The 22,109-nt window shown below is 54.2% G+C and carries 25 protein-coding genes, 1 pseudogene and 1 other annotated feature; of the genes and pseudogenes, 8 read left to right on the top strand and 18 right to left on the bottom strand.

The window, feature by feature from the left end; translation table 11 throughout:
• Window positions 1-12 precede the first annotated feature (12 nt).
• The gene (gene cls / locus AC0T7J_RS02585; RefSeq protein WP_473791967.1) at window positions 13-1,473 is read right to left on the bottom strand and encodes a cardiolipin synthase; all 1,461 of its coding nucleotides are present in this window, start codon (window positions 1,471-1,473) and stop codon (window positions 13-15) included.
• Between the two features lie 170 nt (window positions 1,474-1,643).
• Here cls and AC0T7J_RS02580 point away from each other — a divergent pair, with 170 nt between their 5' ends.
• Window positions 1,644-1,817: a YciY family protein gene (locus tag AC0T7J_RS02580; protein ID WP_003853917.1), complete on the top strand. Its 174-nt coding sequence runs from the start codon at window positions 1,644-1,646 to the stop codon at window positions 1,815-1,817.
• A 54-nt stretch (window positions 1,818-1,871) separates the two neighbouring features.
• Here AC0T7J_RS02580 and AC0T7J_RS02575 read toward each other — a convergent pair whose 3' ends face one another.
• Window positions 1,872-2,099 (bottom strand): hypothetical protein, encoded by a 228-nt coding sequence (locus tag AC0T7J_RS02575; RefSeq protein ID WP_473791965.1) that lies wholly within the window; start codon window positions 2,097-2,099, stop codon window positions 1,872-1,874.
• A 449-nt stretch (window positions 2,100-2,548) separates the two neighbouring features.
• Here AC0T7J_RS02575 and ycgZ point away from each other — a divergent pair, with 449 nt between their 5' ends.
• Window positions 2,549-2,791 carry a regulatory protein YcgZ gene (gene ycgZ, locus AC0T7J_RS02570; RefSeq protein ID WP_473791964.1) on the top strand — a complete coding sequence of 81 codons (243 nt, stop codon included), beginning with the start codon at window positions 2,549-2,551 and terminating at the stop codon, window positions 2,789-2,791.
• A gap of 223 nt (window positions 2,792-3,014) precedes the next feature.
• Here ycgZ and AC0T7J_RS02565 read toward each other — a convergent pair whose 3' ends face one another.
• Window positions 3,015-3,200, bottom strand: a complete 186-nt coding sequence (locus tag AC0T7J_RS02565; RefSeq protein ID WP_473791962.1) for a hypothetical protein — start codon at window positions 3,198-3,200, stop codon at window positions 3,015-3,017.
• Window positions 3,201-3,277: 77 nt separating this feature from the next.
• Window positions 3,278-3,574, bottom strand: coding sequence for a YciI family protein (locus AC0T7J_RS02560; protein WP_473791960.1), 297 nt, complete (start codon window positions 3,572-3,574; stop codon window positions 3,278-3,280).
• A 197-nt stretch (window positions 3,575-3,771) separates the two neighbouring features.
• On the opposite strand from AC0T7J_RS02560, the gene tonB reads away from it, so the two are divergent.
• The gene (gene tonB, locus AC0T7J_RS02555; RefSeq protein ID WP_473791959.1) at window positions 3,772-4,527 is read left to right on the top strand and encodes a TonB system transport protein TonB; all 756 of its coding nucleotides are present in this window, start codon (window positions 3,772-3,774) and stop codon (window positions 4,525-4,527) included.
• 38 nt (window positions 4,528-4,565) lie between these two features.
• Here tonB and yciA read toward each other — a convergent pair whose 3' ends face one another.
• The 4 genes from yciA to AC0T7J_RS02535 are packed head-to-tail and all read right to left on the bottom strand — an operon-like array spanning window position 4,566 to window position 6,816.
• Entirely contained in the window at window positions 4,566-4,988 is a 423-nt protein-coding gene (gene yciA / locus AC0T7J_RS02550; protein WP_473791957.1) for an acyl-CoA thioester hydrolase YciA, read from the bottom strand.
• 58 nt (window positions 4,989-5,046) lie between these two features.
• A complete protein-coding gene (locus AC0T7J_RS02545; protein WP_425018958.1) occupies window positions 5,047-5,586 on the bottom strand; it encodes a septation protein A in 540 nt (179 codons plus the stop codon).
• Window positions 5,587-5,637: 51 nt separating this feature from the next.
• Window positions 5,638-6,372, bottom strand: coding sequence for a YciC family protein (locus AC0T7J_RS02540; RefSeq protein ID WP_010244420.1), 735 nt, complete (start codon window positions 6,370-6,372; stop codon window positions 5,638-5,640).
• Window positions 6,373-6,399: 27 nt separating this feature from the next.
• Window positions 6,400-6,816 carry a YkgJ family cysteine cluster protein gene (locus tag AC0T7J_RS02535; protein ID WP_086905917.1) on the bottom strand — a complete coding sequence of 139 codons (417 nt, stop codon included), beginning with the start codon at window positions 6,814-6,816 and terminating at the stop codon, window positions 6,400-6,402.
• 250 nt (window positions 6,817-7,066) lie between these two features.
• Between AC0T7J_RS02535 and ompW the strand changes: the two genes are divergently transcribed.
• On the top strand, window positions 7,067-7,702 hold the full coding sequence (gene ompW / locus AC0T7J_RS02530) for an outer membrane protein OmpW (protein WP_031593125.1): 636 nt from the start codon (window positions 7,067-7,069) through the stop codon (window positions 7,700-7,702).
• 55 nt (window positions 7,703-7,757) lie between these two features.
• Here the strand turns inward: ompW and AC0T7J_RS02525 are convergent, their stop codons facing one another.
• From AC0T7J_RS02525 to AC0T7J_RS02500, 6 genes and pseudogenes are all read right to left on the bottom strand, one after another.
• Window positions 7,758-8,072 (bottom strand): BON domain-containing protein, encoded by a 315-nt coding sequence (locus AC0T7J_RS02525; RefSeq protein ID WP_473791953.1) that lies wholly within the window; start codon window positions 8,070-8,072, stop codon window positions 7,758-7,760.
• A 149-nt stretch (window positions 8,073-8,221) separates the two neighbouring features.
• A complete protein-coding gene (gene trpA / locus AC0T7J_RS02520) occupies window positions 8,222-9,025 on the bottom strand; it encodes a tryptophan synthase subunit alpha (RefSeq protein ID WP_473791951.1) in 804 nt (267 codons plus the stop codon).
• Entirely contained in the window at window positions 9,025-10,215 is a 1,191-nt protein-coding gene (trpB, locus tag AC0T7J_RS02515) for a tryptophan synthase subunit beta (RefSeq protein ID WP_473791949.1), read from the bottom strand. Before trpB ends, trpA begins: the two co-directional genes overlap by 1 nt.
• 45 nt (window positions 10,216-10,260) lie before the next feature.
• Window positions 10,261-11,622, bottom strand: a complete 1,362-nt coding sequence (gene trpCF / locus AC0T7J_RS02510) for a bifunctional indole-3-glycerol-phosphate synthase TrpC/phosphoribosylanthranilate isomerase TrpF (RefSeq protein ID WP_473791947.1) — start codon at window positions 11,620-11,622, stop codon at window positions 10,261-10,263.
• Between the two features lie 2 nt (window positions 11,623-11,624).
• A pseudogene (gene trpD, locus AC0T7J_RS02505) lies at window positions 11,625-13,219 on the bottom strand (bifunctional anthranilate synthase glutamate amidotransferase component TrpG/anthranilate phosphoribosyltransferase TrpD).
• Complete coding sequence (locus AC0T7J_RS02500; protein WP_473791945.1) at window positions 13,219-14,784, bottom strand: anthranilate synthase component 1; 1,566 nt, start codon at window positions 14,782-14,784, stop codon at window positions 13,219-13,221. The pseudogene trpD and the gene AC0T7J_RS02500 overlap by 1 nt, the downstream one beginning before the upstream one ends.
• 23 nt (window positions 14,785-14,807) lie before the next feature.
• Window positions 14,808-14,909: a sequence feature (Trp leader region), on the bottom strand.
• Between the two features lie 153 nt (window positions 14,910-15,062).
• On the opposite strand from AC0T7J_RS02500, the gene rnm reads away from it, so the two are divergent.
• Both rnm and AC0T7J_RS02490 read left to right on the top strand, forming a co-directional pair.
• A complete protein-coding gene (gene rnm, locus AC0T7J_RS02495) occupies window positions 15,063-15,947 on the top strand; it encodes an RNase RNM (RefSeq protein ID WP_473791943.1) in 885 nt (294 codons plus the stop codon).
• Window positions 15,948-15,959: 12 nt separating this feature from the next.
• A complete protein-coding gene (locus AC0T7J_RS02490) occupies window positions 15,960-16,580 on the top strand; it encodes an L-threonylcarbamoyladenylate synthase (protein WP_003853883.1) in 621 nt (206 codons plus the stop codon).
• Window positions 16,581-16,590: 10 nt separating this feature from the next.
• Here the strand turns inward: AC0T7J_RS02490 and AC0T7J_RS02485 are convergent, their stop codons facing one another.
• Window positions 16,591-17,238: a serine protease gene (locus AC0T7J_RS02485; protein WP_473791941.1), complete on the bottom strand. Its 648-nt coding sequence runs from the start codon at window positions 17,236-17,238 to the stop codon at window positions 16,591-16,593.
• Between the two features lie 779 nt (window positions 17,239-18,017).
• Between AC0T7J_RS02485 and rluB the strand changes: the two genes are divergently transcribed.
• On the top strand, window positions 18,018-18,908 hold the full coding sequence (gene rluB, locus AC0T7J_RS02480; RefSeq protein WP_473791940.1) for a 23S rRNA pseudouridine(2605) synthase RluB: 891 nt from the start codon (window positions 18,018-18,020) through the stop codon (window positions 18,906-18,908).
• 54 nt (window positions 18,909-18,962) lie between these two features.
• Here rluB and cobO read toward each other — a convergent pair whose 3' ends face one another.
• Window positions 18,963-19,553, bottom strand: a complete 591-nt coding sequence (gene cobO / locus AC0T7J_RS02475; protein WP_163843686.1) for a cob(I)yrinic acid a,c-diamide adenosyltransferase — start codon at window positions 19,551-19,553, stop codon at window positions 18,963-18,965.
• Window positions 19,553-20,314, bottom strand: coding sequence for a YciK family oxidoreductase (locus AC0T7J_RS02470; RefSeq protein WP_473791938.1), 762 nt, complete (start codon window positions 20,312-20,314; stop codon window positions 19,553-19,555). The genes cobO and AC0T7J_RS02470 overlap by 1 nt, the downstream gene beginning before the upstream one ends.
• Window positions 20,315-20,487: 173 nt before the next feature.
• On the opposite strand from AC0T7J_RS02470, the gene sohB reads away from it, so the two are divergent.
• The gene (sohB, locus tag AC0T7J_RS02465; protein WP_473791936.1) at window positions 20,488-21,534 is read left to right on the top strand and encodes a protease SohB; all 1,047 of its coding nucleotides are present in this window, start codon (window positions 20,488-20,490) and stop codon (window positions 21,532-21,534) included.
• 31 nt (window positions 21,535-21,565) lie between these two features.
• Here the strand turns inward: sohB and AC0T7J_RS02460 are convergent, their stop codons facing one another.
• Complete coding sequence (locus AC0T7J_RS02460; protein WP_473791934.1) at window positions 21,566-21,814, bottom strand: YciN family protein; 249 nt, start codon at window positions 21,812-21,814, stop codon at window positions 21,566-21,568.
• Between the last annotated feature and the right edge of the window lie 295 nt (window positions 21,815-22,109).

Genomic DNA, 22,109 nt, shown 5'->3' with positions numbered 1-22,109 from the left:
ATCTGGCTCGTTTTACAGTAAAGGACTGAAGAAGTAAAACAGTCGTTCGACGATGCGTTGCCACCAGGCACGTTTTGCCCAGCGCTTGCCATCCAGCAGGCGGGAACGGGCGATATAGTCATCCTGCACACAGGCGAGATCGCTGCCAAATCCCGCATCATCAACCACCAGCGTCACTTCAAAATTCAGCCATAAACTGCGCATATCGAGGTTCACGGTTCCCACCAGGCTCAGTTGTCCGTCGACCAGCACGCTTTTGGTGTGCAGCAGGCCATCTTCAAACTGATAAATTTTCACGCCCGCTTCCAGCAACTCACTGAAGAAGGAGCGGCTGGCCCAGCCAACCAGCAGCGAGTCATTGTGACGAGGCACAATCACGCTGACATTGACGCCACGCTGCGCCGCCGTACAGATAGCATGCAGCAGATCGTCGCTCGGCACTAAGTAGGGCGTGGTCATGATCAACTGTTCACGTGCCGAATAGACCGCAGTCAGCAGCGCCTGATGGATCATATCTTCCGGGAAGCCGGGGCCGGAGGCGATCACCTGCACGGTGTGGCCGCTCTCCTGTTCAAACGGCATAATGTTGCGATCGGGCGGCGGCGGTAAAATGCGTTTGCCGGTCTCTATCTCCCAGTCGCAGCTGAAAACAATCCCCATCGCCGTCGCCACCGGGCCTTCCATTCGCGCCATCAGGTCAATCCACTGACCGACACCCGCGCTCTGTTTAAAGAAGCGCGGATCGACCAGGTTCATGCTGCCGGTATACGCGATGTAGTTATCAATGAGTACGATTTTGCGGTGCTGACGCAGATCCATCCGTCGCAGGAAGACGCGCAGCAGGCTGACCTGCAACGCTTCCACCACATCGATTCCGGCATTGCGCATCATGCCGACCCACGGACTGCGGAAAAAGGTAACACTGCCCGCAGAGTCGAGCAGCAGACGGCAATGAACGCCACGGCGTGATGCCGCCATCAGCGATTCCGCAACTTCATCCGCCAGACCGCCGGGATGCCATATGTAGAACACCATCTCAATGTTGTGGCGGGCCAGCTGGATATCCCGAATCAGCGCCTGCATCACGTCGTCGGCGCTGGTGAGCAGCTGCAGCTGGTTCCCCTTGACCCCGGCGATGCCCTGACGGTGGTAGCAAAGCTCAAACAGCGAACGCGCAACGTCGCTGTGTTCGGTGGCAAAAATTTCACGGCACTGCTTAAGGTCAGCGAGCCAGCGGGCAGTGGATGGCCACATGGTGCGGGCGCGCTCCGCACGACGTTTACCCAGATGCAGTTCGCCAAAAGAGAGATAAGCGATAATCCCTACCAGAGGCAGAATATAGATCACCAGTAGCCAGGCCATCGCGGATGTCACAGCCCGTCGCTTCATTAACACGCGCAGCGTCACCCCGGCGATCAGCAGCCAGTAACCAAACACCAGCAACCAGCTGATCAGGGTATAAAAAGTGGTCATAAAGTGGACATCCCGTTCGCGCTTTCGTCCGGCAAGTTTACGTGCAGATGCCGGCTAACGGAACCCTTTATCCCGGACATCCTCGATGAAGGATCCGATTTGGCATTACCGCAGAGATCTCTATAATGCCCTCGCGTATATCTCGTGTGTATGACGTCAGAGAGGAAGTGATGAAACGAAGCAGAAATGAAGTGGCGCGCTGGAGAATGTTACGGCAGGTGCATCGCCGCCGCTCACGCTGGCTGGAAGGGCAGTCGCGGCGGTATAAGCGTATCCACTGCATTCGCCATCAGCTGGCACAACAGCAGCGTCGTTCGATTCTGTTTATTACGCAGATAATATAGCGAAAGCCCGGTGAATTCAGCCTGTCGGACAAAGCAGGCTATTCAGACTTCAAATCAGGCTTCAAAAAAAACCAGTTCTGCCATCGCCTGTCGCGCCATCGAGTGTTCCTGGCGCGACGCGCCGCGATCGTTAACCTCACGCATCAGACATTCCATTGAGCTGCCCAGCTCAGCCGGCCTGTGGTAACCCACACGATCATACCATTCGTAAGACCATTGACGCGATTTACGTTGATAATAGACGGTGAGCCACACTGAGCAATTAGCAGGGTAACCACTCATGACTTCTATTTTAGGGTCAACAATAGCCAGGAGCCGGGATAACAGCGGATTGAGCAATGTAAGAGACTGGCCAGAATAAGTTTTATGCATAATATGCCCGCGACTGTGCTGCGCATCCGTGCAGAGGTTCAACTCACAAGGGATAAATGTAGACAGATCTGCCCGATAATTCCTCTTTAATGCTAAAAAAATGGCGGAAAGATCATTTTTTAAAGAGTAAACCAGGGCATTCAGGCGCGGACAAAAGAGGGAGTATTAACAGGATAAAAACAGCAGGCTAAAAAGTTGTACAACTTTACATTATTGTAATGTGCTGTTATTTAAGAACTTGTTGTCATTAAATCATGACGGTCTTATTTTTTAAGCTAAATATCTGTACAGATGGCACATTGTTGTATAACTTTATTGCATCGGTTAGTAATCTTAAATGAATTCTATGAGGGTCAACCATGCAGGCTAACGTTCGTATTCCCGCTTCAGTCTCTGACATCTCCGCCTATTTACACAGCGCAGCGCAGCCCTCGCAACAGGCCATTCTTGGCTCCGTCGTGACGGAAATTATCAGTTCGGGTCGTAGTCTGAACCGTAAAGCGATCTGCTCAAAACTAATCGGCCGTTTACAGCATGTCACCAGTCCGGAAGAAGAGCAGAACTATCACGCACTGATTAGCCTGATTCTGGACCGCGGTTAATTCATCGCTGAAAATATGCCAGTGAGTAGTGGGAAAATAAATAGCTGGTTTCACTGAGCGACCTGGCTGACGTAATACCGGTGTCGTTAAGTGCAACGCCTTATTAAATAAAATAAGTTGATCGCCGCGTTTATTTACGCGGCATTAGCAGGATGTTCCGACTGGCGAAACGCTGTCACAGAGATTGACTGACTGTACATCGCAACAAAACGTTGCGCGATGCTCAACCAGCGAGACGCTGTGTAGACATCATCAGCGTAACATTGACCAGTTGCACTGCCGCCGCCAGCACGATCAGCATGACAATCCACTGCTTTTTATTACGCCAGCCCTGAGTTCGCCAGAGATAAACCGCGCTGCCGATCAGTAAAACGATAATGGCCAGTAGCCCCAGAATGATTATCTGCATCTTTTCTCTCTTACACGGTCAAAATAAAAATGGCTTCTGTGCCTGGCACAGAAGCCATTTTTACGGCTGATTCACGATCAGAAGACGCGCTTAAACGGCTTGACCGCTACCTGCTTATAAACGCCCGCCGCGAAGTAGGGGTCATCCTGTGCCCAGGATTGCGCTTCTTCTAATGACGGGAATTCAGCAATCACGGTTGAGCCGGTAAAGCCAGCCACGCCAGGATCGTTGCTGTCGACAGCAGGCATCGGGCCTGCAATGATCAGGCGTCCCTCTTCCTGCAGCAGTTTGAGCCGTGCCAGATGGGCAGGGCGCACGGCATTACGTTTTTCCAGTGAATCTGCAGTATCTTCTGCATAAATGACGTAAAGCACTAAGGAACTCCCATTAACCAGAATTTCGCAACACGTTAAGGGATTGCCGATCAGAGTGCAAACGAAACCTCAGAGCGGTTACTGGCTCAGCATAAAGGGCTAAAAAGCGCTTTTCTTCAGGCCGGATGGCGGGAGTTATTGAAACTGATTGCTATTTGCATTTAAAATCGATGCTTCATTCAATCACTGCGACTGTTATGACCACGCTGACTATGCCATTACCTAAACGCACGCCTGTCTCCATGTTGTTGTCTGTTGCTTTGCATGGGGCCGTGATTGCCGGAATTCTGTATGCTTCATTCCAGCAGGTGATTGACGTGCCTAAAGCGTCGCAGCCCATCAGCGTCACCATGGTCGCCCCTGAAGTCCAGCCTGAGCCTGCACCCGCCATCGTGGAGCCGCCTGCGCCGCAGCCCGAGCCGCAGCCAGAACCTGAGCCGGTGCCGGAACCTCAGCCTGTACCCGAACCGCCGAAAGCGGAGCCAGTGCCAATTCCCAAACCTGAACCTAAGCCAAAGCCCAGACCGAAACCAGAGCATAAGCGGGAGCAGCCAAAACGCGACGTGAAACCGCGTCAGGAGAGCAAACCGCAGGCCAGCCCGTTTAAGCAGGAAACGCCGGCGACGCAGACCAAACCGACCGCGGCGCCAAAATCCACGCCGTCACCCACCTCATCGGCGTCAAACGGCCCAAAAGCACTGAGTGTGAGCAAGCCAGGCTACCCACAGCGCGCTTTTGCACTGCGTGTTGAGGGCCGGGTACGGGTGAAGTTTGATGTGGATAGCGAAGGACGAGTGGATAACATCCAGATCCTCTCTGCGGAGCCACGCAATATGTTCGAGCGGGAAGTTAAGCAGGCGATGAAAAAGTGGCGCTATCAGAGCGGACGGCCAGGGCAGGGTCTGACCATGAATATCGTGTTTAAGATTAATGGTGGGGCCAGCCTGGAATAAAGTGTCAGGTCAGGCTGAAAAAGCCTGACCTGTTTTGTTTATTCAGCAGGCAGTTGATTTGCGCGACCGGCTGGCAGAGGACGGGAATTACCCTCACTGTCGACCGCCACATAAATAAACACCGCTTCCGTTGCAATGTAAGTTTGTCCAATCGGCTCAGACGACACTTTTTTGATCCACACTTCCACATTAATCGTCATGGAGCTGTTGCCGGTACGAAGACAGCTCGCATGGCAGCTCACCACATCGCCCACTGCGACGGGCTTCATAAATGACATGCCGTCGACGCGAACCGTCACTACGCGTCCTTCAGCGATCTCTTTCGCCAGGATAGCGCCACCCATATCCATCTGTGACATCAGCCAGCCACCAAAAATATCGCCGTTGGCGTTGGTGTCTGCTGGCATGGCGAGCGTACGCAGCACCATTTCGCCTTTCGGCAATGTATGTTTTTCGCCCATTGCTTCCACTTCTATGCAGGTGAATGCTAAAAAAAAGCCCGGCGGACCGGGCAGATGATTATTTTTGTTCCTGCGGCGGCATCTGTCGCCAGATGTAAAGCCCGCTGAGCAGGGTAAACAGTAAGGTCAGACCGGAGAGACCGAACACTTTAAAGTTAACCCAAAACGCCTGAGATAACCAAAAGGCGACATAGATGTTCACCAGGCCGCAGATAAAGAAGAACAGCGCCCAGGCAACGTTGAGCCTGCGCCAGACCGCGTCGGGCAACTGCAGCTCTTTGCCCAGCATGCGCTGAATCAGCGTCTGCTCCATAAACCACTGGCTGTAGAGCAGGGCGGCGGCAAACAGGCTGTAGATAACCGTGACTTTCCACTTAATGAACTCATCGTTGTGGAACACCAGCGTCAGGGTGCCAAAGACCGCCACCAGCACAAAGGTGAAAATCGTCATCTTTTCCAGCTTGCGATAGAGCACCCAGCTGACGACCAGCGCCAGACCGGTCGCAACAATTAGTGCGCCCGAGGCGACGAAAATGTCATACAGCTTGTAGAAGATGAAAAAGACCACCAGGGGAAGAAAGTCGAGAAGCTGCTTCATAGTTTTTCCATTCAGAGTTGGCTGCAAATGTGCCCGAAGGCACACCGTCAATCAACGTAACAGCATATAGAGCCGATAAAGATAGATAATCAACATTGCTGAAACCACGTTACCTGCCGCGGTAAAAATCACCGACGAGACGTTCAGCGGTAAAACCGTCAGCGAAGAGAAGAACAGCATCACCACCACTTTGGCCAGCAGCCAGAGCAGAATAGCGGGAGCAATCAGCTTCACATTCTTCCACGCCATCCGCATGCTGGCCCGCATGGCGGCAAAGACACCCATCTTCTCACTGGCCACCATCACCGGTGCCAGCGACAGCAGAATCGTGAGCAGAATGCCCGGCACCACCAGCACCATAAAGCCCAGTTGCGCCACCAGCGTCATCAGGAAGGTGAGCAGCAGCAGCTTTGGCAGCAGCGGCGCTGAAGCACCAATCGCCCGCAACGCACTGACACGCTGGCCGGAAGAGACCATCGGGATCAGATAGAGCATTCCGCCAAGCAGCAGCGTGTTCCCCATCAGCGCAGCAAAGGTGCTGGCCGCCGAGGCGCGCAGCAGCACCTGCTGCTGTTCCGGTGACATATTCTGCACCATCTCAAACAGCGAACCGGCGCTATCGTCACCCTGTTGCAGGAGGGCCATCTGATCGGCACCCGGCGTCAGCACATGCACCAGCATGACGGTGATAAAAGCGGCCAGCAGCGACATCAACAGCACCGTAGCCAGTTGATGGCGCGCGAAATTTCCTGTGTCACGGTATAACGAGCTTGCCGTGATAGACATGTACACTCCTTTGAGGAACCGGGTTAATTAACCCGGCGATTGTACATGTTCTGGCAGCTCGCGGGCACCCGCTGCGGCATAACTTTCTGTCATGACAGGTAAAGATGGAGAAAAAAGGGCGGGAAGGCCATACCGGGCGCGGGCGCGATCGCAGGCTTCATTGTGGATACCCGCTTCGCCCGACATCGAAAATTCCCGACAGGGCGTCGGACGTTGTTCGTAAATTCCGCAGGAGACACAGCCGCCAATGTCGCCCTCAAGGGCAACGCAGCGCGGGGCGCGATCGTTCGTGCCACGCATATTGCGCATTAACAGGCTTAGCGGTTCGGTTAATGCGGTCGGCACCGGGCCGCCTGCATCATCGGCTTCGGCCCAGTAAAATGAGACGCGGAAATGGGCGCAGCAGGCGCCACAGCTGACACAAGGGTTAGTTATTTCACTCATTTGATCACCCGCCCCTCCCAGGGCATCGAACCAAAATCACCAGAGAAGATAAGCAAAATAGGCCCGGCGAAATTATTCAGCAAGGGGAATTTTGCTGCGCCAGCCTGAGCCGAAATTGATCTAAATCAATCCATTGTTTTTTAAGTAATTTATCTGAAGGGTACAGAGTGCAATTTTCTGTAAATCACGTTAAATATTTGCCAGCAAAAAAGCGATGACGTTCGCGACATTAACATTAAGCAAAGGAGTGATGATGAAACTGGCAAAATGCGCGATGCTGCTGGCTCTGGCTTTACCCCAGCTGGCAATGGCCCACGAAGCAGGCGACTTCTTTATGCGTGCCGGCAGTGCCACCGTCCGGCCCACCGAAGGTTCCGATAATGTGTTAGGGATGGGCGAGTTCAGCGCATCCAACGACACGCAGCTGGGCCTGACCTTTACTTACATGGCAACGGACAACATTGGTGTCGAATTACTGGCCGCCACACCGTTCCGTCACAAAGTGGGCCTTGGCCCGACCGGGACACTGGCAACGGTACGCCAGTTACCGCCTACGCTGATGGCGCAGTACTACTTTTTTGACAGCAAGAGCAAAGCGCGTCCTTACGTTGGCGTAGGTATCAACTACACCACCTTCTACGATGCCGATTTCAATCAAACGGGCCGCGATGCGGGTCTGACCGATCTCAGCGTGAAGGATTCGTGGGGTGTGGCGGGTCAGGTCGGTCTGGATTATCAGATTAACCGTGACTGGATGCTGAATGCGTCGGTGTGGTACATGGATATTGATACTGAAGTGAAGTTTAAAGCGGGTGGCGAGCAGCAGAATATCAATATGCGCATCGATCCCTGGGTCTTCTTCTTCGGTGCGGGTTACCGTTTCTGATGATGAAGATGATAAAAGGCCGCTGAATCAGCGGCCTTTTTTGTCTGTTAAGACGTTATTTGATCTGCATATTGTTTACCACGGACTTCACGCCCGCCACGCTGCGCGTAACCTGAACAGCACGGTTAGCCATCTGTGGTGATGAAACAAAACCGCTCAGCTGAACTTTACCTTTAAAGGTTTCTACGTTGATTTCAGTTGATTTCAGCGCATCATCTTTCAGCAGTTCACCTTTAACTTTTGTGGTCACCACGGTGTCATCAATATAGCCACCGGTTCCCTCTTTGGTTGCGGTGGGCGCACAGGCGCTCAGTGTCAGCGCAACCACGCCCGCCAGTACAGCACCTGTCAGCAGTTTAACGAATTTCATTGCTTTCTCTCCCTGTCACAAAATGGATGCGACGTTACCGTAACGGCGCATTGTCATTGTGGTGCAGATTTTGCAAAAAGGGCAAATGGGGGAGTGAAAAAAAAGGAAACAAATCATGCCTTATCGCGCGATAAGGCATGCTGGCAGGATTAACGGCTGGCGGCTTTAAGGCGGCTGACAAAGTTCTTCAGCTCGCTCAGCATCACCTCAGGCTCTGAATGATGTTTTTCGATGATTCTGACAATTGCAGAGCCGGAGATCGCGCCTGCAGCGCCCGCAGCGATCGCTTCCTTCACCTGTCCAGGCTCAGAGATACCAAAACCCTGCAGCGGCGGGGCTGCATGGTATTCACGCAGCTTGTCGATCAGATGCTGCAACGGCAGGCTGGCGCGGTTTTCAGCACCAGTAACGCCCGCGCGCGACAGCAGGTAGGTGTAACCCCGTCCGTGTGAAGCGATCTCACGCAGTAGCTCATCGCTGGCGTTAGGCGGACAGATGAAGATGGGTGCAACGCCATGACGCAGTGCCGCCTGACGGAAGGGCGCTGACTCTTCAACGGGCACATCCGCTACCAGCACCGAATCCACACCTGCCTCTGCACAACGTGCATAGAACTCATCCACGCCGTTGGTGAAGACCAGATTGGCATACATCAGCAATCCAATCGGCAGATCCGGATACTTACGGCGGATAGTGGCCAGCATTTCAAAGCATTGGCTGGTGTTGGTGCCCGCCGCAAAGGCGCGTAACGTCGCGTTCTGAATGGTCGGGCCATCCGCCAGAGGATCGGAGAAGGGAATACCCAGCTCCAGTGCATCCGCGCCCCCTTCAACCAGGGCGTCAATCACGCTCAGTGAAAGCTCCGGGGAAGGATCGCCCAGCGTAACAAAAGGAACGAAAGCGCCTTCGTTATTCGCTGACAGACGGGTAAAAAGTTGATTGTAACGTTCCATCAGATTTCTCCCTGCGCTGTCAAAATGTCATGAACGGTGAAAATATCTTTGTCGCCACGGCCAGAGAGATTGACCACAATCAACTGCTCCTTTTCCGGCTCAGCGTGAATCATCTTCATGGCGTGCGCCAGGGCGTGAGATGACTCCAGCGCCGGAATAATACCTTCCGCACGACACAGCAGTTTAAAGGCGTCCATCGCTTCGTTATCGGTAATGGAAACATATTCCGCCCGACCGATGCTGTTCAGGTGCGCATGCTGCGGGCCTACCGACGGGAAGTCGAGGCCGGCAGAGATCGAGTAAGACTCTTCAATCTGGCCATCATGGGTCTGCATCATCGGCGATTTCATACCGAAGTAGATGCCGACGCGACCGTGCTTGAGTGGCGCGCCATGCTCGCCAGTTTCAATGCCGTGGCCCGCAGGCTCTACGCCGATCAGCTTCACGCTGGTCTCATCGATAAAGTCGGCAAACATGCCGATGGCGTTGGAGCCGCCGCCCACACAGGCGAGGATCGCATCGGGCAGACGACCCTCTCTTTCCAGAATCTGATTTTTAGTCTCTTCGCCGATCATGCGCTGGAACTCACGCACAATGGTCGGGAAGGGATGCGGACCCGCTGCGGTGCCGAGCATATAGTGTGATGTTTCGTAGCTGCCAGACCAGTCGCGCAGTGCTTCATTACAGGCATCTTTCAGCGTGGCGGAGCCGCTGTGAACCGGGATCACTTCTGCGCCCATCAGACGCATACGGAATACGTTGGGTGACTGACGCTCTACATCTTTCGCGCCCATATAGATGCGGCATTTCATACCCAGCAGCGCACAGGCCAGCGCTGAAGCCACGCCGTGCTGACCCGCACCGGTCTCGGCAATGATCTCGTTTTTGCCCATGCGTTTGGCTAACAGCGCCTGACCCAGCACCTGGTTGGTCTTATGCGCGCCACCGTGCAGCAGATCTTCACGCTTAAGATAGAGGCGGGTTTTGGTGCCTTTGGTCAGGTTTTTGCACAGCGTCAGGGCAGTTGGACGACCCGCATAGTTCTTCAGCAGGTCGGTAAACTCGGCCTGAAACTCAGGATCTTTCTGGGCGTCGACAAACGCCTGTTCCAGCTGGCGCAGGGCTGGCATCAGGATCTGCGGAACATACATTCCGCCAAATTCGCCAAAGTAGGGATTCAGTAACGTCATTTTTATCTTCCTTTCTCGGGCCCGCCGTTGAGCAGGCCAGGCAAATCAGTAGGCACGCAGTGTCTGAAACACAGCGGCAATTTTACGGGCATCTTTGATGCCAGGCGCGCTTTCCACGCCTGAGTTGAAGTCCAGTCCGGCACAGCCCAGCTGCGCGGCTTCAACACAGTTATCTGCGCTCAGGCCACCGGCCAGCAATACATTGTTCAGGTTCTGACCCTGTAACAGTGACCAGTCGAAACGCTGTCCGGTTCCGCCGTCGCCATTATCAAATACATAACGGTCAACATGCGGCCAGTCGCGCGCCGGTACGGAGCCTTCAATGCGCAGCGCCTTCCAGATTTGAATCTCTGCTGGCAGAGCCGCACGCAATTCAGCCACAAACTCCGGCGTCTCATGGCCATGCAGCTGTACCGCAGAGAGTGAAAGCGCAACGGCCTGCGTGACAATGTCACTTATAGCCGCGTTGCGGAACACGCCGACGTAGCGCAGCGGTGCCGCAGCAATCACGGTCTGCGCCGTGGCGGTGTCAATCTGACGCGGTGAACCTTCGGCAAAAATCAGCCCGCCATAGATTGCCCCGGCTTCATAGGCGGCCCGCGCATCTTCGTCACGGGTCAGGCCGCACACTTTATTGCTGCCCAGCGTAACCCGACGCACCGCTGCGGTCAGGTCGGCCTCTTCCATCAGTGCAGAACCAATCAGGAAGCCATTAGCAAAGTGGCTCAGCTCGCGGATGTCGGCATAACTGTTGATGCCTGATTCGCTGATCACCGTGACGCTGTGCGACAGGCGTGGTGCAAGCTGACGCGTGCGGTTAAGATCGATAGAGAGGTCACGCAGGTCGCGGTTGTTGATACCCACAACTCTGGCCTGCAGCGCGATAGCCCGCTCCAGTTCCTCTTCATTACTCACTTCAGTCAGAATACCCATCTTCAGGCTGTGCGCCACGGCGGCCAGCTGACGATACTGCTCATCATCCAGCACCGACAGCATCAGCAAAATCGCATCAGCCTGATAGTAACGTGCCAGATAGATCTGATAAGGGTCGATGATAAAATCTTTGCACAGCACCGGCTGGGTGATGGCCGCGCTGACAATCGGCAGAAAGGCGAAGTCGCCCTGAAAATATTTCTCATCGGTCAGCACTGACACCGCGGAAGCGTAGTGGCGGTAGACCCCGGCAATGGCGGCTGGATCGAAATCCTCACGAATAATGCCTTTCGAGGGAGAGGCCTTTTTACACTCCAGGATAAACGCGGTTCTTGCCCCCTGCAGCGCGTCGTAGAAATGACGGCTGGCAGGTTCAATGCTGTTCTGAAAGGTAGAGAGAGGCTGCTGCTGCTGACGGGCTTCAACCCAAATCGCTTTGTCCTGAACAATTTTTTCTAACACGGTGCCTTTCATGATTATCCTCTTGCTGCCAGTGCGACAACACGCTCATAAGCCTGTCCGCTGCGGATGGCGTTAAGCGCCTGCTGTGCGTTTTCACGCAGATCTTCCTGACCGAATACCTTAAGCAACATCGCCACGTTGACGGCGACGGCCTCCTCATGGGCCTGCTGGCCATTACCCTGGAGTAAAGAGGTCAGAATGTCACGATTTTCTTCCGGCGTGCCGCCCGCCAGCGCCTCTTTGGGATGGAAGCCAAAACCAAAGTCCTCTGGCGAGAGCTGATAGCGGGTAATTTCACCTTCACGCAGTTCGGCCACATGGGTTACATCGTGCAGCGCCACTTCATCCATTCCGCCACCGTGCACCACCGCCGCGCGCTGATAACCCAGCACTTTCAGCGTCTGGGCAATCGGCATTACCAGTTCCGGGCTGTAAACGCCAATCACCGCCAGTGGCGGGCGTGCCGGATTGATCAGCGGGCCCAGCACGTTAAACAGCGTCCGGGTCTTAAGCTGCTGGCGGACCGGCATCGCGTGGCGAAATCCGGTGTGATACTGCGGCGCAAACAGGAAGCAGACATTCAGATCGTCCAGTGCCTGACGCGCCCGGTCAGCGGGCATATCAAGATTGATGCCAAAGGCGGCCAGCAGATCGGATGAACCCGATTTGCTGGAGACGCTGCGGTTGCCGTGCTTCGCCACTTTCAGACCGCAGGTCGCGGCGACAAAGGCGCTGGCCGTCGAGATATTGATGCTGTTACTGCCATCGCCGCCGGTGCCCACAATGTCGGCAAACGCATAATCAGGGCGGGGAAAAGGTTTGGCATCTTCCAGCAGCGCGGTGGCGGCTCCGGCGATCTCTTCCGGCGTTTCACCGCGCACTTTCATGGCGATCAGCGCGGCGGCGAGTTGCGTTGGCTCCAGCTGTCCGGTAATGATGGCGCTGAAGAGCTGATGACTCTCAGCCTGATTCAGCGTCTGCGCCTGGTAAAGTTTTTCCAGTGTCTGTTGCATCGTTATTCTCCCTGTTACTTCGCCAGCGCCCAGGCCAGCGTCTGCTCAAGCAGGCGCGCGCCCTGAGAAGTCAAAATCGATTCAGGATGGAACTGAAATCCGCATACGCGATCGGTTTCATGGCGAACGGCCATCACCATCCCGTTGTAACTGGCGTTCACCGTCAGCTCATCCGGCGTGTTGCTGCCCACCAGCGAGTGGTAGCGCGCCACCGGCAGCGGATTGCTCAGACCGGCAAACATCGCCTCGCCGTCATGGTCGATTGAAGAGGCTTTGCCATGCAGGATCTCGCCTGCCTGGCCCACATGGCCGCCATAAGCTTCGACAATCGCCTGGTGACCCAGACAGATGCCGATAATTGGCAGACGACCACGCAGCACCCGCAGCAGCTCCGGCATACAGCCAGCATCTTTTGGCGCGCCGGGACCAGGAGAGAGCATCAGCACCGGGTTCTCCATCCGCTGCAGCTGTTCAATTAACAGTTCGGCAGGCAGGTTGTTGCGATAGATCACCACGTTGTGACCAAAGGTCCGCAGCTGATCAACCAGGTTATAGGTAAAAGAGTCGATGTTATCGAGCAGCAGAATATCGGCCATCAGAAGATCTCCTTGCAGTGATGGGCAGTCGCGATAGCGCGCAGTACGGCGCGCGCTTTGTTACGGCTTTCATCAGCTTCAGCCTGCGGATTAGAATCCAGCACCACACCTGCGCCCGCCTGAACGGTGGCGACGCCATCTTCGACATAGGCCGAACGAATAACGATACAGGTATCGAGATCGCCCTGAGCGGTGAAGTAACCGACTGCGCCGCCGTAGCTACCGCGACGGGTGCGTTCAGCCCCGGCAATCAACTGCATGGCGCGTACTTTTGGCGCACCGCTCAGCGTGCCCATGTTCATACAGGCACGATACGCGTGCAGAACATCAAGGTCGGCGCGCAGCGTGCCCACCACGCGGGAAACCAGATGCATCACAAATGAGTAGCGGTCGACTTTGGTCAGGTCAGCTACATAACGGCTGCCGGGCACACAGATACGCGCCAGATCGTTACGCGCCAGATCCACCAGCATCAGATGTTCAGCCAGCTCTTTATGGTCGGTACGCATCTCCAGCTCAATGCGGCTGTCGAGATCGCGGTCCAGTGAGCCATCGGCATGGCGGCCACGCGGGCGGGTACCGGCAATCGGATAGATCTCAATCTGACGGGAGGTGGCGTCATACTTCAGCGAACTCTCCGGCGACGCGCCAAACAGCGAGAAATCCTGATCCTGCATGAAAAACATGTAGGGGCTGGGATTGCTGTTTTTTAGCGTTTCATAAGCAGCCAGCGGCGACGGACACGGCAGCGAGAAGCGACGTGACGGCACAACCTGGAAAATTTCGCCGATGCGAACCGCCTGTTGCAGGGTACGTACCACGTCGCAATACTCTTCATCACTCTGGCTGGTGGTCAGCGTCATCTGTTCAACCGGCTGGACCGGCAGAGCCGGAGCCGGCTGCAGCATCTGGCCGTGCAACTGCTCAATGCGGCGCTGCAGGCGCTGGAACTCGCTGGTGGACGGGCAGAACAGGCTGGCCTGCAGACGCGCATTGCGGGTCTGGTGATCGATCACCAGTAAGGTCTCTGCCAGATAAAAACAGTAGTCGGGGCAGCGTTGCTGATTATCCAGTTCCGGCAGGGTTTCAAAACCGGCAACCAGATCATAAGCAAACAGGCCACCCAGTAGCACGGCTTCGCGCTCATCGGCCGGGGAGTTGACCAGTTGTGGAATCAGGCGCAGTGCATCAAACACCGACAGTGCCTTGAGGCGGGAATCTTCATCCTGCTGATGTTCGGTACTCTGCGGGAACGTCAGCTCACGTCCATCGGGACGTACCTGATTTCTGACCGACGCAGGCAGGGCCTCATCCAGCAGCGGCAGCAGGGCCCGGCCATTTTCTGACAACGCCTGAACGGTGACAGTATTGCCCATTGCGCTGACGCGTAGCGCGCTGTCGACAATCAGCAGGCTTTTTAGATTGCGCTTGCTGTCGATGTCAGCGGATTCAAGCAGCAGGGTTGCCGGACGTGCGCCGCACAGCTGGTGAAACACTGCGGCCGGATCTTCGCGGTAGGGTGCGGTGCCGGTAATCAACTTCACTGTAGGTTTCGCATTTGGCATGATGATTTCTCTGAATTTCGCTCAAAAAAAAGCCCGCTCGGTGGCGGGCTCAGGTATTAGCACAGCGTTTACGCAAAGTGTGCACGACCCTGTCGCCCGTTTTCGGGAACATCGCGCCAACCGTTTAAATGCGTGATTACAACAGCCATGATTGAATACCCGTTACGTGTGAACTTGTGTACTAGTTAACGGGTTCGGGGCGGAAATGTCAATACACTTTTTCACTGACCGTGAAAATCGTTATCATGCTGGCCGGTTTAGTTTTTGCAGGAGTTCTCTTGAGCGATATCGCCCGTTTCCCGGTTTATGATTTACACAGCCACACGCGTGCCTCCGATGGCTTACTGACGCCAGCAGCCCTGGTGCAGAGAGCGGTTGAGATGCGCGTCGGCGTACTGGCGATCACCGATCACGACAGCGTTGCAGGGGTAGATGAAGCGCAGCAAACGGCAATCGATCACGATTTACCGATAAAAGTGCTGGCCGGCGCAGAAATCTCCACCTTGTGGGAAAATCATGAGATTCACATCGTGGGGCTGAACATTGATATCCGCCATCCGGCGATGGTGTCGTTTCTGGCCGGACAACATGCCTGTCGGCAAGCACGTGCAGAAGAGATTGGTGAGCGACTGGCGAAGGCACGAATCCCGGATGCGCTGGCGGGAGCAATGCGACTGGCTGATGGCGGCATCATTACCCGCGGTCACTTTGCCCGCTTCCTGATTGAGCAGGGTAAAGCAGAGAATATGGTGCAGGTGTTCAAAAATTATCTGGCGCGTGGCAAAACCGGTTACGTGCCGCCACAATGGTGTACAATTAAACAAGCTATTGATGCGATTCATCATTCTGGTGGCTGCGCCGTGCTGGCGCATCCTGGCCGTTACGGTTTATCGGCAAAGTGGCTCAAACGGCTGGTCGCCCATTTCCGCGAAGCGGGTGGCGATGCGATGGAAGTCGCGCAGTGCCAGCAGCCACCCAATGAGCGCACGACGCTGGCGCAATACGCCAGAGATAATGAACTGGCCGCATCACAAGGTTCTGATTTTCATCAACCCTGTCCGTGGATTGAATTGGGCCGCAAACTCTGGCTGCCCGCGGCGGTTGAGCCGGTCTGGGAACGCTTCCCGGATCTGGCTCCCGGCCTGGCAATCACGGAAAGGTGACACGAGGTTTCTATGAGTCAATTGTTTCATATTCATCCGGATAACCCGCAGCCTCGCCTGATTAATCAGGCGGTCGACTACCTGAACAAAGGCAGCGTCATTGTTTATCCAACCGATTCCGGCTATGCGCTGGGCTGTCGGCTGGAGGAGAAGGGCGCGATGGAGCGTATCTGTCGTATCCGTCAGCTCGACGGACATCACAACTTCACCCTGATGTGCCGCGATCTCTCTGAGCTGTCGGTCTATTCGCAGGTGGGCAACTCAGCGTTTCGCCTGCTGAAAAACAATACGCCAGGCAACTACACCTTTATTCTCAAGGCGACCAAAGAGGTGCCGCGCCGCCTGATGAATGAAAAACGTAAGACCATTGGTCTGCGCGTGCCCTCTAATCCCGTGGCGCTGGCGCTGCTGGAAGCACTGAATCAGCCGATGATGTCGACCTCATTAATCCTGCCGGGCAACGATTTCACCGAGTCCGATCCGGAAGAGATCCAGCACAGCATCGGCAAGCTGGTCGATCTGATTATCGACGGCGGCACGCTGGGCCAGCAGCCGACCACGGTGGTTGATCTGACCACCGATGCGCCGGAAATTGTGCGTGAAGGGGTGGGCGATACCCGCCCGTTCCTGTAAGCCCTCAGGCTCAGGCACCGCGTGTCGGTGTCTGGGCCAGATTCGACTCTAACCAGCTTTTGAACTGGCCGTAAGGAATATAAAGTGAGACATCTTTCAGGATCACTTTGTTATTACGCCCATTTTTAATTGAGTCAGAATAGCCAACAATCACGCCGCCCAGCGTATCATCACGGTTATAAACGCCGCCGCCCGACATTCCCTGAACAACGCCTGCATTGGAGGCCATGGCTATACAGGGACTTTTATTCCAGTTATTCCGAATTGCCGTGCGGGCTAAATTAACCCCGGTCGATTCAACCGGCATCGCTGAAATAAAACTGTAGCCATACATTTTAACCGGATCGCCGATGTCGCTACTGCGGAACTTAGTCAGCGTGCTGGCGTCATTCTTGTGATAAATAATCGCAAGGTCGCAATAAGGGTGATAAGACTTAACGCGCTGCACGGCGGTTTTGGCAACGTGCGCAGCCGTCAGGCTATATTCAGGCGTCAGAGGAATGCTGGTACCCAGTGTGCCGAGACCGAGGATCGTCGGAATGCCAGTCACGCTCATATCTACGTGCTGCATCGCCGTACGACTGTACTCAGTATGGCCCACGGAACACCCGCTCAGCACCAGTGCAGCAAGCACCGGACACAGCAACAGGTTTCTCATGATGGATTTCTTTATTCAGGCATGTCGGGAAATCCCTGGTGAAGATTTTTGACATGCAAGCAAGGTTCATCACTGAACCGTATTAACGCAACAACTCCGGATGCGCCGGTTTATTGGATTAATGTAAAAAAACTATTTTTTAAACGAATAACAAAAGCCAGACTTCAGTTTCGCAAGACCCCTCTATTGTGAGTCCTGCTTTTTATTGTGCTACAGGAATAAATTATATCAGCTTAATAGTGTCGTACAATTTATTAAAGCTAATAAGAATCAAATGTTATGGAAAATAAGGTTTTAAATAAATCCTCCTTAAGAATAATCTGACTTTTTTATATTTACCGACCTTTTGTGATGGATAAAATCAACCTGGCAGTCATTTATGCTGACTTTAATGTTTTTTAAAGAAGATTAAAAGCAAGGGTGAATCTGTGGAAGTGTAAGATAGTGTTATGGTTTTCATTACCAGAACATGATTTTGATCCGCCTGGAGTGGTAAGAAAATTTAATTGTCATCTGCTATAAAGTTTTCAATAGATGCATTTTATTAATCAAAGGTCTTGTCAGATGATCGCGCGTTATTCAGAAGCGTATTATGGATTAATAGAGTTAAGACTATTTGAGGCCAACTCTTCTTTATTGGCTATTAACCCATTCATAAAGCGCGTTACTTCAGGATTAAATGCCTGTATAATGGGCCCAAATTAATAGGATAACCTGTTGATTCAGAAAGAATTATCACCCTACCGTGACGCCTGGGAAGGCGACAAAGAGGAAGCTCAATGAGCGAAAAGTTACAGAAAGTTTTAGCGCGTGCTGGTCATGGCTCGCGTCGTGAAATCGAATCAATGATTGCCGCTGGCCGTGTCAGCGTCGACGGTAAAATCGCCACCCTTGGCGACCGCGTCGAAAGCAGCAAATCCCTGAAAATCCGTATTGATGGCCATCTGGTCTCGATTGCTGAATCAGCAACCGAAGTTTGCCGCGTGCTGGCTTACTATAAACCAGAAGGTGAACTCTGTACCCGCAGCGATCCTGAAGGGCGCCCAACGGTATTTGACCGTCTGCCGCGTCTGCGCGGTTCACGCTGGATTGCCGTGGGCCGTCTGGATGTGAACACCTGCGGTCTGATGCTCTTTACCACTGACGGTGAACTGGCGAACCGCCTGATGCATCCCAGCCGTGAAGTGGAACGTGAATATGCGGTGCGCGTGTTTGGTCAGGTCGACGATGATAAGATTCGTCAGCTGAGCAAGGGCGTTCAGCTGGAAGATGGCCCGGCTGCCTTTAAAACCCTGAAATTTGGCGGTGGAGAAGGCATTAACCAATGGTACAACGTGACCCTGACCGAAGGACGTAACCGTGAAGTGCGTCGTTTGTGGGAAGCGGTCGGCGTGCAGGTCAGTCGTCTGATGCGTGTTCGCTACGGCGATATCACCTTACCAAAAGGCCTGCCACGCGGTGGCTGGACCGAACTGGATCTTCCTGCGGTTAACTACCTGCGTAACCTGGTGGAAATGGATGATGAAACGGTCACCAAACTGGTGGTCGAGAAAGATCGTCGTCGCACCAAAGCGAACCAGATTCGTCGTGCCGTGAAACGTCACAGTAAAGTGAGCAGCACCCCACGTTCACCACGCCGCAATCCGGGCAGCAAACGTAACTCCGGTTAATCACGTTGCCCGATCGCTAAAAACGCAGCCCCAGGGCTGCGTTTTCTTTTTCTGTTACCAGTCAATTCCCTGCTGAGCCTGTATCCCGGCATCAAAAGCGTGCTTAACCGGCCGCATCTCAGTCACCGTATCCGCCATCTCAGTCAGGCTGCGATGACAGCCACGTCCGGTAATGATGACGCTCTGATGCGCCGGTCTCTGTTGCAGGGCCGCTATCAGCTCTTCCAGTGGCAGATAATCCATGCTGACCATATAGGTGATTTCGTCGAGCACCACCAGATCCAGCTGCTCATCGGCCAGCATCCGTTTTGCATGCTGCCACACCGCCAGACAGGCGGCGGTATCCGTTTCGCGGTTCTGGGTATCCCAGGTAAAGCCGGTTGCCATCACCTGAAACTCAACACCGTGCTGTTCCAGCAGGTTTCGCTCGCCATTTGGCCAGTCGCCTTTAATAAACTGGATAGCCGCCGCGCGTTTGCCATGACCGGTGGCGCGGAGTGCCGTGCCAAAGGCCGCAGTGGTTTTGCCTTTGCCATTGCCGGTAAAGACCATCAGGATGCCACGAACCTCCGTGGCTGCAGCAATACGCGCATCAACCTGTTCTTTTAACCGCTGCTGACGCTGTTGATGACGATCGTCAGCCATTACTCAGCGGCTCCCGGTTTTCTGCCTGGCTGGGCATCAAAGCTGATCCCGGTTTTGCGACGGCTGTCATCACCCATCAGATAAAGGTAGAGCGGCATCAGATCGGCAGGCGTTTTCAGCTTATTGGCATCTTCCTGCGGAAACGCGCTGGCACGCATTTTGGTTCGCGTCCCGCCCGGATTAATACAGTTCACCCGCAGCGACTGGTTCTTATACTCATCAGCCAGTACCTGCATCATGCCTTCAGTAGCAAATTTAGAAACGGCGTAAGCGCCCCAGCCCGCGCGTCCGGTGCGGCCCACGCTGGAGGTGGTAAACACCAGTGAACCGGCATCCGATTTTAACAGCAACGGCAACAGCGCCTGCGTCAGGAAGAAGGTGGCGTCCAGGTTGATGTTCATTACCTGCTGCCAGACCTGTGGGTCGAGTTCAGCCAGCGGCACAATCTCCCCGAGGATACCGGCGTTATGCAGCACGCCATCAAGGCGCGGGAACTGCTGTGCCAGTTGTTCTGCTATCTGCTGGCAACGTTCCGGTGCCGCGTCGGCCAGATCGAACACCAGAATGTGAGCAGGGTTTTGATTAAGTTGATTGATTGCCTGCTCGACCTGCTGAAGCTTCTCTGGATTACGGCCCATCAGGATCACTTCTGCGCCATAACGGGCATAAGTCAGCGCAGCTTCCCGGCCGATGCCATCTGAAGCGCCAGTGACCAGGATAATACGATGATGGAGCAGGTCACTTTTCGGTTGATAGTGCACGGTGGGGTCCTCCAGCGAAAACAGCATGATTCCGCTTTATGCCTGAATTTACGAATGGGTGCAATCGCCAACCTGCGCATTCTGTGCCAGCTGCTGGCATTTCAGGCGACGAAGCAGGGTAAAACGGCTAAACTGACCAACTGTTTTTGATTCTCTGTTTACTAAGGCGACCTATGGATTTTATTTCAACGTATGGACTGTTTTTAGCGAAAGTGGTGACACTGGTGGTTGCCGTCGCTGTGATTGTCATGATTGTGATGAATGCCGCGTTACGGAAACGGGCACAAAGCGGTCAGCTTCGTCTGACCCATCTGGATGATGACTATCAACAGATGAAAGAGGATTTGCAGCTGGCGAAAATGAAACCTCAGGCACAAAAAGTCTGGCTGAAAAATCATAAAAAAAGTGAAAAACTGAAAGCCAAAGCGGAAAAGCAGGCGGCGAAGCAGGGGCAGACAGACAGTGCGAAACCCACGCTCTATGTCCTCGATTTCAAAGGCAGCATGGACGCCAGTGAGGTGACCTCACTGCGTGAAGAGATTTCAGCCGTGCTGGCCGTAAAGCAGCCTGGTGATGAAGTGCTGCTACGTCTTGAAAGCCCTGGCGGCGTGGTCCATGGCTATGGTCTGGCGGCCTCGCAGTTGCAGCGTCTGCGCGACCAGGGGCTGCGCATTACTGCGGCCGTGGATAAAGTGGCCGCCAGCGGCGGTTACATGATGGCCTGTGTGGCCGATCGCATTGTGGCGGCACCGTTTTCGATCATTGGCTCCATCGGCGTGGTTGCGCAGATCCCCAATTTCAACCGCCTGTTGAAGCGTAATGATATTGATATAGAACTCCATACCGCCGGACAGTACAAGCGCACACTGACGCTGTTTGGTGAGAATACCGAAGAAGGACGTGAGAAATTTCAGGAAGATCTCGACGAAACGCACCTGCTGTTCAAGCAGTTTGTCCACCAGATGCGCCCGACGCTCGATATTGACCGGGTGGCAACCGGCGAACACTGGTATGGCCGTCAGGCGCTGGATCTCGGCCTGATTGACGAAATCGGCACCAGCGATGACCTGATCATCCGTCAGATGGATCAGTTCAGCGTGCTCGGCGTGCATTATGCCCGCCGCCGTAAAATGATGGATCGCTTTACGCAGAGCGCCGGCTCGGTGGCAGAGCGATTGCTGCTGAAACTCTGGCAGCGCGGCGAAAAGCCACTGCTCTGATGATGCGAAACCCGGCCTGCGCCGGGTTTTTTCATTCCAGGTGGTAGAGCGGCGACAGCACCACGGCAAGGTGTTTAAACACGTTAAACACCGCCGTGGTTTTTGCGGTCGGCAAGCCATCGGCGTCGAGAAAAAACGGTCCGCGAAAGACCAGCACATCCCCCTGCTGAATCACCTCATCCGCCTGCATTCCCGCTAAATAATCATCATGTTCTTTGATTAGCGAATTGGCCTTTTCCAGCAACACCTGGCGGGAAATAGCCTGAGTCGATCTCTGCATTTATTCACTCCTGTTTGACAGCACTCTCATCCTTTCTATATTACTGGCGAGCCATGCAGTGTGACAAATCGGTGTAATCGATGAAAACCTGGCGTAAGTCCGGGCTGAGTGCTAATTAAGTTGCGTAACAGATTTTATCAGGTAGAGTGTGGGCGATTCCGATTTCAGGGATTTTGCACCGGGATGTGCGATGAGTTCAGATGGAAAAAGCACTCTTTATCATGCAGTTGCATAACGCCACATCATCTGATCTGAGATTGACCCCTCCGCCTTGAAATGTTAAACAGGCGCAGCA

It is taken from the genome of Pantoea sp. E956-1 (assembly GCF_982223955.1).
Note: the sequence above shows the minus strand (reverse complement) of the source record. Positions and strands in the feature narration are given on the sequence as shown.